The sequence below is a fragment of the Motilibacter deserti genome, from assembly GCF_011250635.1.
Taxonomy (GTDB): Bacteria; Actinomycetota; Actinomycetes; order Motilibacterales; family Motilibacteraceae; genus Motilibacter_A; species Motilibacter_A deserti.
On sequence record NZ_JAANNP010000051.1, the window covers coordinates 1 to 12,523 of the forward strand.

13 protein-coding genes are annotated in these 12,523 nt (G+C 73.7%); 5 read left to right on the forward strand and 8 right to left on the reverse strand.

Annotated elements, in window-relative coordinates; all coding sequences use genetic code 11:
- Positions 1–209 precede the first annotated feature (209 nt).
- Positions 210–2,042 carry a peroxidase family protein gene (locus G9H71_RS18290; RefSeq protein ID WP_166284240.1) on the forward strand — a complete coding sequence of 611 codons (1,833 nt, stop codon included), beginning with the start codon at positions 210–212 and terminating at the stop codon, positions 2,040–2,042.
- 269 nt (positions 2,043–2,311) lie between these two features.
- Here G9H71_RS18290 and G9H71_RS18295 read toward each other — a convergent pair whose 3' ends face one another.
- From G9H71_RS18295 to G9H71_RS18305, 3 genes are all read right to left on the reverse strand, one after another.
- Positions 2,312–3,148 carry a MerR family transcriptional regulator gene (locus G9H71_RS18295; RefSeq protein ID WP_166284241.1) on the reverse strand — a complete coding sequence of 279 codons (837 nt, stop codon included), beginning with the start codon at positions 3,146–3,148 and terminating at the stop codon, positions 2,312–2,314.
- 82 nt (positions 3,149–3,230) lie between these two features.
- Complete coding sequence (locus tag G9H71_RS18300) at positions 3,231–3,992, reverse strand: ABC transporter permease (RefSeq protein WP_166284231.1); 762 nt, start codon at positions 3,990–3,992, stop codon at positions 3,231–3,233.
- Positions 3,993–4,002: 10 nt separating this feature from the next.
- Complete coding sequence (locus G9H71_RS18305) at positions 4,003–4,770, reverse strand: ABC transporter ATP-binding protein (RefSeq protein WP_166284232.1); 768 nt, start codon at positions 4,768–4,770, stop codon at positions 4,003–4,005.
- 150 nt (positions 4,771–4,920) lie between these two features.
- Here G9H71_RS18305 and G9H71_RS18310 point away from each other — a divergent pair, with 150 nt between their 5' ends.
- Positions 4,921–6,060 (forward strand): hypothetical protein, encoded by a 1,140-nt coding sequence (locus G9H71_RS18310; RefSeq protein ID WP_166284233.1) that lies wholly within the window; start codon positions 4,921–4,923, stop codon positions 6,058–6,060.
- An 85-nt stretch (positions 6,061–6,145) separates the two neighbouring features.
- Here the strand turns inward: G9H71_RS18310 and G9H71_RS18315 are convergent, their stop codons facing one another.
- Complete coding sequence (locus tag G9H71_RS18315) at positions 6,146–6,544, reverse strand: VOC family protein (RefSeq protein ID WP_166284234.1); 399 nt, start codon at positions 6,542–6,544, stop codon at positions 6,146–6,148.
- Between the two features lie 5 nt (positions 6,545–6,549).
- Complete coding sequence (locus G9H71_RS18320) at positions 6,550–7,380, reverse strand: AraC family transcriptional regulator (RefSeq protein ID WP_331273096.1); 831 nt, start codon at positions 7,378–7,380, stop codon at positions 6,550–6,552.
- A gap of 68 nt (positions 7,381–7,448) precedes the next feature.
- Here G9H71_RS18320 and G9H71_RS18325 point away from each other — a divergent pair, with 68 nt between their 5' ends.
- Both G9H71_RS18325 and G9H71_RS18330 read left to right on the forward strand, forming a co-directional pair.
- The gene (locus tag G9H71_RS18325; RefSeq protein WP_166284235.1) at positions 7,449–8,063 is read left to right on the forward strand and encodes a mycothiol transferase; all 615 of its coding nucleotides are present in this window, start codon (positions 7,449–7,451) and stop codon (positions 8,061–8,063) included.
- Positions 8,057–8,257, forward strand: coding sequence for a hypothetical protein (locus G9H71_RS18330; protein WP_166284236.1), 201 nt, complete (start codon positions 8,057–8,059; stop codon positions 8,255–8,257). Before G9H71_RS18325 ends, G9H71_RS18330 begins: the two co-directional genes overlap by 7 nt.
- Here the strand turns inward: G9H71_RS18330 and G9H71_RS18335 are convergent.
- The 3 genes from G9H71_RS18335 to G9H71_RS18345 all read right to left on the reverse strand — a co-directional run bounded on the left by G9H71_RS18335 (position 8,254) and on the right by G9H71_RS18345 (position 11,165).
- Positions 8,254–9,453: a Kelch repeat-containing protein gene (locus G9H71_RS18335; protein ID WP_166284237.1), complete on the reverse strand. Its 1,200-nt coding sequence runs from the start codon at positions 9,451–9,453 to the stop codon at positions 8,254–8,256. The two genes, G9H71_RS18330 and G9H71_RS18335, sit on opposite strands and share 4 nt — an antisense overlap.
- A gap of 64 nt (positions 9,454–9,517) precedes the next feature.
- Positions 9,518–10,759, reverse strand: coding sequence for an RNA polymerase sigma factor (locus G9H71_RS18340; protein WP_196792243.1), 1,242 nt, complete (start codon positions 10,757–10,759; stop codon positions 9,518–9,520).
- Positions 10,760–10,769: 10 nt separating this feature from the next.
- Complete coding sequence (locus tag G9H71_RS18345) at positions 10,770–11,165, reverse strand: YciI family protein (protein WP_166284238.1); 396 nt, start codon at positions 11,163–11,165, stop codon at positions 10,770–10,772.
- 432 nt (positions 11,166–11,597) lie between these two features.
- Between G9H71_RS18345 and G9H71_RS18350 the strand changes: the two genes are divergently transcribed.
- Positions 11,598–12,224: a UPF0158 family protein gene (locus G9H71_RS18350; RefSeq protein WP_166284239.1), complete on the forward strand. Its 627-nt coding sequence runs from the start codon at positions 11,598–11,600 to the stop codon at positions 12,222–12,224.
- The last annotated feature ends 299 nt before the right edge of the window (positions 12,225–12,523 follow it).

Sequence of the window (12,523 nt, forward strand, 5' to 3'; positions counted from 1 at the left end):
CCCACTGTGCCGCGTCCCTCCTCGTTCCGACCGCCCGCGGGCCCGTTGCCACGCGCACGAGGCCTGTATCAGACCGCACCGACAGGCCTTCCCTTCAGCACCCGTGCCGCGCATCCGGCCACGCGGCGCCCGTCATGGGAGTCCCCGTGAAGCGTTCCCAGCACAGCGAGTCCATCCCCGGCACCGAGTCCATGCCCGACACCGAGTCCATGCCCGGCACCGGCCGCCCGGTGGCGACCCCTGAAGCCCCGTCGGCCTACCGGTCGAGCCTGCCCTGGCGGCTCTTCGACGGCCTCTCGACCCGCATCGACCGCAGGTACGGCTGGGACCGGCTCCCGCTCCCCCTCGGCCTGGCGGTGCTCGTCGGGCTGCGCAACGAGCTGCGCAAGAAGAACCTGCACGACGCGAACCTGCTGCCGAGCACCGGTCAGCCGCCGATCGGCCCGCCGCCGACGAGCAACGACGCCCGCACGGCGGACGGGACGTACAACGACCTCGACGACCCGCGGATGGGCATGGCCGGGTCGCGCTTCGGCCGCAACGTGGCGCTCGCGGCCGTGGACGCCGACCCGCAGCGGACGATGATGGAGCCGAGCCCGCGCGAGGTGAGCCGCCGGCTGCTGACCCGGCACGAGTTCGCGCCGGCCACGACCGTGAACGCCATCGTCGCGGCCTGGCTCCAGTTCATGATCAAGGACTGGTTCAGCCACGGGCCGGGCGACGCCGCGCACGCCCACCAGGTGCCGCTGTCCGCCGACGACCCCTGGCCCGAGCACCCCATGGCCGTGCCGCGCATCGTGCCCGACCCCACCCGCCCGGCCGGTGCCGCCGGGCCGCCCACGTCCGTCAACGCGCTGACGCACTGGTGGGACCTGTCGTCGATCTACGGCACGACGCCGGAGGAAGCTGCCCGGTTCCGTACGGGCGAGGGCGGCAAGCTGCGGATCGAGCCGGGCGGCGTCGTCCCGCTGCCCGCCGACGACCCGGCGCACGACCCGACGAGGGAGCCCGGCTGGTGGGTCGGGATGGGGATGCTGATCAGCCTGTTCGCTCTGGAGCACAACGCGATCTGCGACCGGCTGCGGGCGGACCACCCGCAGTGGACCGATGATCAGCTCTTCACCTGTGCCCGGCTCGTGAACGCGGCGGTGGTCGCGAAGATCCACACGGTGGAGTGGACGCCGGCCGTCATCTCCCACCCCATCACGCGGGTGGCGATGCGGGCGAACTGGTTCGGCATCGCGGGCGAGCGGCTGCGGCGGCGCTTTGGCCGGATCAGCGCCAGCGAGGTCGTCAGCGGCATCCCCGGGTCGCCGACGAACCACTACGGCGTGCCCTACTCCCTGACCGAGGAGTTCACCTCGGTCTACCGGATGCACCCGCTCGTCCCTGACGACTACCCCGTCAAGTCGGTGGCCACCGGCGAGACGCTGCGCACCTACGCCTTCCCCGAGCTCACCGGTGGGCACAGCCGGGACGTGTTCTTCGAGGTCTCGTTGGCCGACCTGTTCTACTCCTTCGGCACCGAGTACGCCGGGGCGATCGTCCTGCACAACTTCCCGCGCGGCCTGCAGGAGTTCGTCCGGCCCGACGGCAGGCTGATGGACCTGGCGGCCGTCGACATCCTGCGCGTGCGGGAGCTGGGCGTCCCGCGCTACAACGACTTCCGACGCCAGCTTCGCATGAAGCCCGCTGCGTCCTTCGAGGAGCTGTCCGACGACGCCGAGACGGTCGCGACGCTGCGCGAGGTCTACGGTGACGTCGAGAAGGTCGACCTGATGGTCGGGATGTTCGCCGAGAAGCGCCCGAAGGGGTTCGCCTTCAGCGACACGGCGTTCCGCATCTTCATCCTCATGGCGAGCCGGCGGCTCAACAGCGACCGGTTCTTCACCAAGGACTACGACGCGCGCGTCTACACGGAGGCCGGCATCGAGTGGATCGACGACGCCACGATGGCCCGCGTCCTGCTGCGCCACTTCCCGGAGCTGGCGCCGGCCCTCGACCCGCGGGCCAACGCCTTCGCGCCGTGGCACCGGCCGTAGCTCGGTCGGGAAGCTGAGCGATCTCCTCCGCCAGCGATGAGCTGGGCGCGGCCCCCGAGTTTCACCTTCCGCTGATTGGTTGAATGACGCATTCATCCACTAGAGCGACATGAATGCGTCATTCTGCCAACCGAGTGCCGGGTGAATGCGGCATTCTGCCAGTGCCGTGCCTGCCGTGCCTGCCGTGCCTGCCGTGCCTGCCGTGCCCGGCGGACCGGGGCTACGGGGGGCCGGAGCGCCGCGGCGCCCGTACAGGCCTGATCCCACCGTCAGCACCCGGAATCGGCAGGCGACGAGCCACGCGCTCGGCTCGCGGCCTCGTCCGGCTCGATCCGCCGGATGTTCGTCCATCCCGTCCACCCGCGCTCTTCCAGCAGCTCGAGCAGGCGCGCCGCGCACGGGAAGCACTCGAGGAACGCGGCGTCGAGCAGCGCGACCAGGTCGTCGCTGATCGGCTGCTCCTGCGGCATGCCGACCGCCTCGGTCTTCGCCTCCGCCTCGGCGGCCGCAGCCTCGATGAACGCCGCCACGCGGTCCGCGAACGACGGCAGCCGCGGGTCGTCCGGACCGCAGTCGACGATGTCGCCGATGTCGAGGTAGAGCCGACGCAGCGTCTCGTCCTCGAGCTGCGCCCGCTTCACCGCCATGAGGGCCGGCACCTCGTCCGGGATCTGCGCGGTGATGAGGATCCAGCTGTCCCGCTCGATCTCGATGATGCGTTGCGGGAAGCCGAGTTCGTACATCCGGTCGAGGTAGGCCGTCGCTTGGGGCGGCAGTGCGAGGCTGTCGCCGGCTGCGAGCTGGGCGATGCGCTCCCGGTGGCGCTGGCGCTCGCGGATCTCGGCGCGCAAGCGGCGGTCGATCTCCTCGACCGCCGCCGCGAACTCCTCGGGACCGGCCGCGAGCAGCTCCCGCACCCGGGAGAGCGGCACGCCGGCGTCGGCCAGCGTACGGATCCGGATGAGCTCGACGACAGCTGCCGCGTCGTAGCGGCGGTAGCCGGAGCGGTCCCGGTCGGGCTCGGGCAGCAGCCCCTTGGCGTGATAGTGCCGGACGGCGCGGATCGTGACGCCGGCGTACGCCGCCAGCTGCCCGATGGTCAGCATCGCGCTGCCGTTATCGGTCGGCATCGCGACGAGCCCCGGTCATGAGCGCACGCATGGCGACTCCTCCTCGTGCCGTTCGACGTCAGGCGATCTTGCCGCGGTAGACCCGCATCGCGAGGACGTACGCGGCCACCAGCAGCGCGAGGCACCAGGCGACCGCGATCCAGCCGTCGTTGCCGACCGGCTCCTGCGCGTAGAGGCCCCGGATCGTGTTGACGATCGAGGTGACCGGCTGGTGCTCGGCGAACCAGCGCACCGGCCCCGGCATCCCGGAGGTGGGTACGAAGGCCGAGCTGACGAAGGGCAGGAAGATCAGCGGGTACGAGAACCCGCTCACGCCGTCCATCGACGTGGCCGTCAGCCCCGGGATGACCGCCAGCCACGTGAGCGCCAGGGTGAACAGCACCAGGATCGCCACGGCCGCGAGCCAGGCCAGCACGCCCGCGCCCGTGCGGAAGCCCATCGCCACGGCCACGAGGATCACGAGCGCGAGCGAGACCAGGTTCGCCACGACCGAGGTGAGCACGTGGCTCCACAGCACGGCCGCGCGCGCGATCGGCATCGAGGCGAACCGCTCGAAGAGGCCGCCGGACACGTCGGTGAAGAGCCGGAAGGCGGTGTACGCGATGCCCGAGGCGACCGTGACGATCAGGATCCCGGGGAGCAGGTAGTCGACGTAGTCGCCGTCGCCGGCGTCGATCGCGCCGCCGAAGACGTACACGAACAGCAGCAGCATGGTGATCGGCGTGACGGCCGTGGTGATGATGGTGTCCGGGCTGCGCAGGATGTGGCGCAGCGACCGCTTCACCAGGACGAAGGTGTCGCGGAAGGCGTAGCTGTTCACGGTCCCGTCCTCAGGTGGCGGTGGTGTCGTGGCCGACGAGGGCGAGGAAGACGTCCTCGAGCGTGGGCTGCTTCTCGACGTACTCGACCCGGCTCGGCGGGAGCAGTTGCTTGAGCTCGGCGAGCGTGCCGTCGGTGAGGATGCGCCCCTCGTGGAGGATCGCGATCCGGTCGGCGAGCTGCTCGGCCTCGTCGAGGTACTGCGTCGTGAGCAGCACGGTGGTCCCGCGGCCGGCGAGCTCCCGGACCGTCCGCCACACCTCGATGCGCGACTGCGGGTCCAGCCCCGTCGTCGGCTCGTCGAGGAAGAGCACGGGCGGGTCCCCGATCAGGCTCATCGCGATGTCGAGCCGGCGCCGCATACCGCCCGAGTACGTCGCCACTCGGCGCGAGCCCGCGTCGGAGAGCCCGAAGCGGGCGAGCAGGCCGTCCGCGGTCCCGCCGGGGTCCTCGAGATGTCGCAGCTGCGCGACGAGGACGAGGTTCTCCCGCCCCGTCAGGACCTCGTCGACCGCGGCGAACTGACCGGTCAGGCTGATCGACTCGCGGACCGCGCCCGGCTGTGTGGCGACGTCGTGGCCGTTGACGGACGCGGTCCCGCCGTCGGCCCGCAGCAGCGTCGACAGGATCCGCACGAGCGTGGTCTTGCCGGCGCCGTTGGAGCCCAGCAGGGCGACGACGGAGCCCGCCGGGACGGCGAGGTCGACGCCGCGCAGCACGCTGTGGCTGCCGTAGGACTTGGTGATCCCGACGGTCTCGAGAGCTGGTGTCGTGGTCATGGCTGCAGCGTCGGGCCCTGACCCTGCGTCAAGGTCAAGCACGAGCCCGGGCTGGCCCCCGGGGACGTGCCCGGTTGCCCGACTGAACCGCATCCTGGCTCCGGCCGCTCCTGAGCAGTGCACCTGTCGATCCGACGAAAGCCGCATCCTGTGACCCGAGTACCCCGCCGTACCGCCCTGGCCGTCGCCGTCCTTGCGCCCGTCCTCGCGTCCGTCCTGTCGCCCGCGCCCGCCGGTGCTGAGCCCGCTGCGACCACGACCGTCGGCGCGGTCACCCTCACCGCGGGCGACACCAAGCTCACCGGCACCGAGATCACCACCCTCACGGTGCGGGTACGCCTCGCCAACCCCGACGGCGTGACGCCGGTCCCCGGCCAGTACGGCGACTCGCCCGTCGACGTGCAGTGCCCGTGCCTCGAGATCGGCACCGCGGGCGCCAGGCCCGTCACCCCCACGGCGCGCAACTCCCGCTTCGTGCCGCTCACGCTCGTCTCGGGCACGCCGCAGGACGGGGTCTGGGAGGGCACGACGAAGCTCGGCGCCGCCAGTGCCGGCATCTGGCGCCCCCGGTCGATCTTCACGGCTGACCTGCACACCCGGCCCGAGGACGACCCGCGCTTCGGCCGGCTCGTCTTCCCGGTCGTGACGCCGGGGCTCGTCGAGTCCGCGTCGTTGAACGTGCACGGTGCCAACTGGCCGGTGCTGACGCTCGCCGCGCCGAAGACGCCGAAGGCGTGGCAGCCGTTCGTGCTCAAGGGCACCGTGAAGCTGTCCGGCCCCGGCGCCCCGGCGCGCCGCCTGCTCCTGACGGTCGCGGGCGGCCAGTGCAACGAGGCGATCGCGGGCGTGGGCTACCTGCTCCGGCCGGCGACGACGTCGTCCACCGGGGCGTGGACGGCCAGCACCCGGCTCCGGAGCGACGAGTGGTGTCTGGAGTACGGCCGCGACGCCGCGGGCCAGCCGGTCGCGCGGGCGACCGTGCTCGACCGGGCCCCCGTCCGGGCCGCCGTGACCGCCGCGCCGGCGAAGCGCTCCGTCGCGGCCGGCACCAACGTCGCGGTCAACGGCCGGGCGTGGCCGGCCAACCCGCAGGGCGTCGTGCTCCAGCGCCGGGTGGGCAAGGCCTGGCGCGTCGTGAACCGGGCACGAACTGGCGGCTCGGGGACCTACTCCGTCACCGCCACCCCGCCCGGCAAGGGGACCTACACGTACCGCGTCGCCACCAGCACCATCGCCGACCTGCACGTGAAGGCGGCCATCGGGAAGGCGTTCACCATCACCGGGCGGTGAGCGGGCGAACTGTGGAGCGTTGACCGTGCTGGAGCGCGGTCGACACTCCCCGACCTCGCGGGCTTGGCTGCAGCGGCCGCCGGGTTCAGCCGGTCGACGTGCCGGCGTACGTCCCGAAGAACCACGTGTTCCCCTCGGGGTCGCGCAGCGCGCAGTCCCGCGAGCCGTAGTCGGTGTCGACGAGGCCCGCGGCGACCTCGGCGCCGGCGGCCGTCGCGCGGGCGAACAGCGCGTCCGCGTCCGGCACCACGACGTACGCCGATGTCGTCCCGGGCGCCGCGATGCCGCGGGTCTCGCCCTCCCGCACGGTGCCGAGCATGACGCCGCCACGGCCTCCGGGGCTGGCCAGCTCGGCGTGGTCGACGCGCTCCCCCTCGCCGTAGCGGGCGAGCTCGGTGAAGCCGAACGCCTCGACGAGGAAGGCGATCAGGCGCGGGGCGTCGGAGCAGGACAGGGAGACCCAGCAGTCGGTCGGAGAAGTCATGCCGCTCACCCTGCCGCGGGCACCGGCTCCTCGGCTTGGACGAATGCGTGCCCCTCGTCGCGGACCCAGCGGCTCGGGGGCACCCCGGCCAGCGCCACGAACTCGCGCGCCAGGTGGGCCTGGTCGTAGTAGCCGTGCGCCACCGCCAGCTCGGCGAGCGGCGTGCGCGGCGCCGCCTGCAGGGCCCGCCGGGCGCGGTCGAAGCGGACGACCCGCGCGACCTGCTTGGGCGTGAGGCCGGTCTCGGCCCGGAACCGCGCCTGCAGGTGGCGCCGGCTCCAGCCGACCTCGCGCGCGAGCTCGTCGACGCGTACGCGCCCCGACCGCCCGTGCAGCAGGTGCCACGCGTGGGCCACCTCCCGGGGCGGTGCCGCGTCGCGTGCCCAGCCGGCGAGCGCGGCGTCGAGCAGGGCGAACCGCTGCGGCCAGCCCGGCGCGGCGAGGAGGCGCTCGCGCAGACGGCGTACGCGGGGGCCGAGCACGTCCTCGGCGTGCACGTCGAGGCCGGCGAGCTCCCCGGCCGGCAGCCCCAGCACGGCGCGGGCGGCGAGCGGGCTGAGGGCGAGCTGGATGCCGGACTGCCGCCCGTCGTGGGTGATGAGCGCCGGCGTGGTGTGCAGGCCGCCGACGAGCGCGTCGAAGAGCCCGCCGGGCTGTGCCGGGTCCGGATGGGCCGCCATGTGCAGCGGGTCCTCGAGCGTGAGCAGGACGGTCATCCACGGCGAGGGCAGCCCGCGGTGCACCGCCGGCGGCACGTCGACGGAGCGATAGCCCGAGTACGTCCCGACGAGCCTGCGCGCCGGGCCGCGGGCGGGCGCGTGGACGAGCTCCTCCACGCCTCCAGCATCCCCTGAAGCCGCCTTCCGCGGTACCGCTCACGGCCGGGAAGATCTACGGTGGCCCCATGGGGGAGAACGAGGCCTGGCCGCCGTGGGAGCCGCCGTTCGCGGGGACGGAGGTCGAGCACCTAACAGGGACGCTCGACCGGCTGCGCGCGACGTTCCGTTGGAAGGCCGACGGCCTCGACGCGGCCGGGCTGCAGGCCCGCGTCGGGGCGTCCGCGCTGACGCTGGGCGGGCTGCTCAAGCACCTGGCTGCGGTGGAGGACTACACCTTCACCGTGAAGCTCGCCGGGCGGTCGATGGGCGAGCCGTGGGAGTCGATGGGCTCCGGCGGCGAGGTCGGCGCGGAGGAGGCCGAGGCTGCGGGCGACTGGGACTTCACGTCGGCCGCCCGGGACACCCCGGAGCAGCTCTACGCGCTGTGGGACGGTGCCGTCGAGCGGTCGCGGGCGCGGCTCGCCGCTGCGCTGGCAGAGGGCGGGCTCGACCGCGCCGTGCACGCCACCGAGCCCGACGACGACCCGGTGAGCCTGCGCCGGCTGGTCTGCGACCTGATCGAGGAGTACGGGCGGCACACCGGCCATGCGGACCTGTTGCGCGAGAGCGTGGATGGCCGGGTCGGCGAGGACCCGCCGGCCCAGTGGCGGCCGACCGGCTCCGGGACGCAGCTGTGGTGACCCCCGCGGGCGAGCCGCTGCCGCAGGGGCAGCGTGACCTGGTGCGCGCTTTCGCCCTGTCCCCGCAGGAGTCCGTCGCCGTCCCGCTCCCGCCCGGGCCTCCTTCGTCCCGGCTCGCGCGCGCCGGGCGGTTCTCGTTCGTCGCACTGGGCGTCGGCCTCGTCGGGGCGCTCGTCGTGCTCGGGGCCCGCTAGCCCGCCGGCCGCCAGACCAGGCCGGCGCCGCTCAGGTCTGCCGTCGACCAGTCGCCCCGCCACGTCGCGCCGCCGAACTCCAGCACGACCGGGCCGGTGGACGTCGACAGCACCGCGGAGCCCTCGCCCGTACGCGGCAGCGGTGCCGCGCCGGCTGTCGGGACGCGCGTCCATTGGCCGGTGGCGACGTCCAGCGCGACGCCCGAAGCGACGACCAGGCCAGCGCCCGAGGCGAAGCCGGGACCGCCGGTCCCGGTGGGGACGTCGGGCCGTCCCGGGGGCAGGGCTGACCAGCGGCGCGACCGCACGTCGAGGACTCCGCTGCCGTAGGGGTAGCGGCGCCCCCACTTGTCGGCCGCCTCGCCCGCGCCGTGCTGCAGCAGGAGGTTGACGACCCTTCCGCCGGCCGGCAGGGCGCTGCCGCTGATCCCGGGCGGGCTGTCCGGCAGCCGCCGCCACCGCCGCGTCCGCGGATCCAGCACGGCCGTCTCCGTGGCCGGCGGGCGCACCAGCGGGTAGCGCGGCCGCTCGTCCGCCAGAAGCACGGTCCCGGTGTCGGTGGCCACCATCGTGCGGCCCGATGACGGGCCGAGCGGGTCCTGCGGTAGCTCCCGCCAGCGCCGCGCCGCCGGGTCGTAGGCCTGGTCCGGCGGGCGGTGGTCCCGCCGGTTGAGGCCCGGGTCGTGGCTCGACACGTACGCCACCACGTCCCGGCCGAGCGTGGAGAGCGCGAACCATGCGGTGCTGACCTGCGGCGGGGGCGGGAGCCGTCGCCACGTCCGGTCCGACAGGTCGTAGGACAGGAACGCCCGCCGCTGACCGCCCTGCACGAGGACGTACGCCGTGTCCCCCACGACCGCCGAGCTCGTCGGCACCAGCGGCCCGAGACCGACCGGGGCAGGTGGCGCCTTCGTCCACGTGTCGGCCGCGGGGTCGTAGACCGCGGCGTCGCGCAGCGGGCGTGGTGCGGTGCGGCAGGAGGCTGACGGTGGGCACGGCGACTCGTCCGAGCCCCCGAGCACGAGGCCCTTCCCGGCGACGGCGAGCACGAGCGCGCCGTGCCGGGGTGGAAGCGGCGCGGGTGCCGTCAAGGCCCAGCGATCGTTCGCCGACGCCGTGTCGTCTCCCGCCGACCGGCAGGCGCCGGAAGCGAGCAGCGCGAGGGTGAGCGCCGCGACCGACCGTGCCGTGCGCATCCGGCGTCCCCCCGCTCGCGACGTCGACGTGGTCACGCCGGCCGTGCCCGTGCCCCTCGCCACGCTAGGGCAATGGCTGCGGGTCGGCGGGGAGTTCTGCGCCTCGCCCGGCCACCGCGGCCCGCGCCCCGGCGGCCTGCCGCACCAGGTGGTCGCGCTCGGCGACGTTCGTGGCGAGCCGGGCGGCCTCGGCGTACGCGACGGCGGCGGCTTCCGGGTCCCCGTCGAGCTCGTGCAGATGGCCGCGTACGGCATGCCAGCGGTGGCGTCCGCCGAGGACGTCGCGCAGCCGGTCGGTCTCGCGCAGCCCGGCGGCGGCACCGAGGACGTGGCCGACCGCGACGGCGCGGCCGAGCACGGCGGCGGGGTCCTGGCGCACCGGGTGTGCGGTCAGCGCGACGAGGTCGTCGTACCACGCGAGGATCTGCGGCCAGGCGGTCTCATCGGCGCTGCGGGCGTCGTCGTGCAGCGCGGCGATGGCGGCCTCGATCTGGTATCTGCCGGGCGGCCGTTCGTCGGCCTGCATCGCGAGCGCGGACTGCAGGACGCGTACGCCCTCTGCGATCTCGCGGGTGTCCCACAGCGCGCGGTCCTGCCGGTCGAGCGGCACGATCCGGCCCTCGGCGTCGAGCCGGGCCGGAAGCCGGGCATGGTTGAGCAGCATCAGGGCGAGCAGCCCGCGCGCCTCGGGCTCGTCGGTGGCGAGGGTGAGCTGACGGGCCAGCCGGATCGCCTCGGCGGCGAGGCCGACGCGGCCCACGTGACCCGTGGTGTAGGCGAGGTAGAGCACGCGCAGCACGACCGCGAGGTCCCCGGGCCGCTCGAGCCGGCGCCCGTGCAGGGAGCGCTTGGCCCTGCTGATGCGCTGCGCCATCGTCGCCTCCGGCACGTAGAACGCGTCCGCGATCTCGCGCGTGGTGAGGCCGCCGACGGCGCGCAGCGTCAGCGCGACCTGCGACGCAGGGGGTAGCTCCGGGTGGCAGCAGCAGAACAGCAGGAAGAGGGTGTCGTCGCCCTCCTCGGGAGCGAGCGGCCGCGGCTCCGCGTACGTCGTCTCCTCCCGCCGCAGCCGGGCCGTCTCGCTGCGGCGGGCGTCGACCAGCCGTCGGGACGCGACGGTCGTGAGCCACGCACGTGGGTCGCGCGGCGGCGCGTCCGGCCAGACGCGGAGGGCCTCAAGCAGGGCCTCCTGCAGCGCGTCCTCCGCGGCGTCGAAGTCCTCGCCGCGGCGTACCAGGCCTGCGAGCACCTGCGGGACGAGGACGCGCAGAGCGCCCTCGTCCAGCCGGTGCGGCTCGCCGGTCATCTCGGCCCTGCTAGTGCGACATGACCTCGCGGACGTCGATCCACTCGCAGAGCGGGCCGCCGCCCGGGCCGGGCTCGGAGGAGATGTACGACGCCAGCTCCACCGCCCGCTCGTGGGACTCGACGTCGACGAGGTACCAGCCGGCCACGAGGTCGCTCGTCTCCGGGTGCGGGCCCTCCGTGGTCACCGGGGCGCTGTCCGGGCCGCCGTAGCGGACCCAGGTCTGCGCCGGCGTGAGCGCCTGCACATCGACGAGCTCGCCGCTCTTCTCGAGCATCTCGTTGACGTGGCGGAGGAAGGCGAAGTGGGCCTCGACGTCCGCGGGCTCCCACTGGTCCATCGGCGGGAACGGCCGGTGCTGCTCGGGGCCGCCGCGGTAGTGCTTGAGGAGCAGGTACTTCGGCATCGTCGTCTCCTGGTCTCGTGGGCCGCGCCTCTCGGGCCCTTCGCTGGGTGAGCGGAGCCAGCCTGGAGTTCTCGACATCGAAGCACTGATCGGTTGTCGGGGTCTCCGGCTCGCCCGCGCCGGCTTCGAGCTACGGGCGGTCGAGCGGCGTGCCGTACGGCGAACGTGTCGTCGCCGTGGCTGCGTGCTTGACAGGAGCGCTCCGCGCGAGCGACTCCGAGCGCGGTTCTGCGATGCTGCGAGGGAGTCGGCCGCGGGTCGTGAAGGGTCCAGCGGCAGGGTCAAGCCCCACAGCAGGCTGGCGAACGAGTCACCATGCCGCGCCGCGGCACGTCGTGGCTTGTTCGTCACGCGCGGCGCTGGCAGGTTGAGCGGATGGGGCAGGCGCGGGACAGACGCCGCGCGCTGCGCGGGGCAGTCCACCGTAGGGACGTGGACGCGCTCGAGCAGTTGCTCGAGGCAGCGGACCTGAGCGATCGGCTGCAGCTGGCCGGCGCAGCCGTGTTGGTCCTCCTAGCCGGGCGGGGCGAGGCCGGCGACGCGGCGGCTCGGATCGGCGCCGAGCTGCGGAACCGGGGGTGGAGGGGTGACGAGGACCTTGCCGATGAGATCGACGTAGCCATGGCTGGACGCCGCCGGGCGCTACGGCCGGTGCCCGTGGACCTGGGCGAGCTGGCGGACTTCGCGGGCGGTGGCGTGGATGGCGGTGACGCCCTGCTGGACCTGGAGACCGGCCGGGTGTGGCCCGCCGCTGTGTTGGACGATCCCGGTGTCGAGGTCCCGGATGTCGAGGAGGATCAGGCCCGATGGCTTGTGGTGCCGCCGACAGCCTCTCGGGAGGGGTGGCGAGACATGCGCGACTTCGCCGAGAGCCTCAACGGGCCAGTCCGCGAGAGCATGCTCAACGCGATCGAAGGGCGGGGCGCCTTCAGCCGTTTCCGCCGAGCGCTCGACCTATCGGGCGAGGACGTACTTGACTCCTGGCTCGCCTTCCGCGAGGAACGCCGCCTCGGCCGCGCACGAGCCTGGCTCGCCGCTGAGGGCTACACGCCCGCCTGAGCAGACCGCCGGCGGAGTGGCATGTGCGTGCATCCCGTCGTGCAAGATCAGGGTCTCGCCGAGTACTAGGAGATACCTGATGCGATCCCTTGTCGCCGATGGTCCATGGTGGGTAGCTGCCATCTGCGCGGTGGTGGGTCCCGGTCTGGTGATCTTCGCGATTGTGAAGGGCCGACGCCAGGGGTAACAGCGCACGCAACCTTACGTGCGGTGATCGGTCGGCGGCAGGAGCGGCGACCGGCATGCGCGCCCGGACCGCGGCTACTTGTTCTATGGACGGACGGCTCGGGCCTGGCCAG

Excerpts from the sequence above, each read along its gene's own strand:
- G9H71_RS18315 (WP_166284234.1), bottom strand. The coding sequence starts at position 6,544 with ATGACTTCTCCGACCGACTGCTGGGTCTCCCTGTCCTGCTCCGACGCC.
- G9H71_RS18290 (WP_166284240.1), top strand. The coding sequence starts at position 210 with ATGCCCGGCACCGGCCGCCCGGTGGCGACCCCTGAAGCCCCGTCGGCC.
- G9H71_RS18335 (WP_166284237.1), bottom strand. The coding sequence starts at position 9,453 with ATGCGCACGGCACGGTCGGTCGCGGCGCTCACCCTCGCGCTGCTCGCT.
- G9H71_RS18325 (WP_166284235.1), top strand. The coding sequence starts at position 7,449 with ATGGGGGAGAACGAGGCCTGGCCGCCGTGGGAGCCGCCGTTCGCGGGG.
- G9H71_RS18305 (WP_166284232.1), bottom strand. The coding sequence starts at position 4,770 with ATGACCACGACACCAGCTCTCGAGACCGTCGGGATCACCAAGTCCTAC.
- G9H71_RS18295 (WP_166284241.1), bottom strand. The coding sequence starts at position 3,148 with ATGCTGACCATCGGGCAGCTGGCGGCGTACGCCGGCGTCACGATCCGC.
- G9H71_RS18345 (WP_166284238.1), bottom strand. The coding sequence starts at position 11,165 with ATGCCGAAGTACCTGCTCCTCAAGCACTACCGCGGCGGCCCCGAGCAG.
- G9H71_RS18340 (WP_196792243.1), bottom strand. The coding sequence starts at position 10,759 with ATGACCGGCGAGCCGCACCGGCTGGACGAGGGCGCTCTGCGCGTCCTC.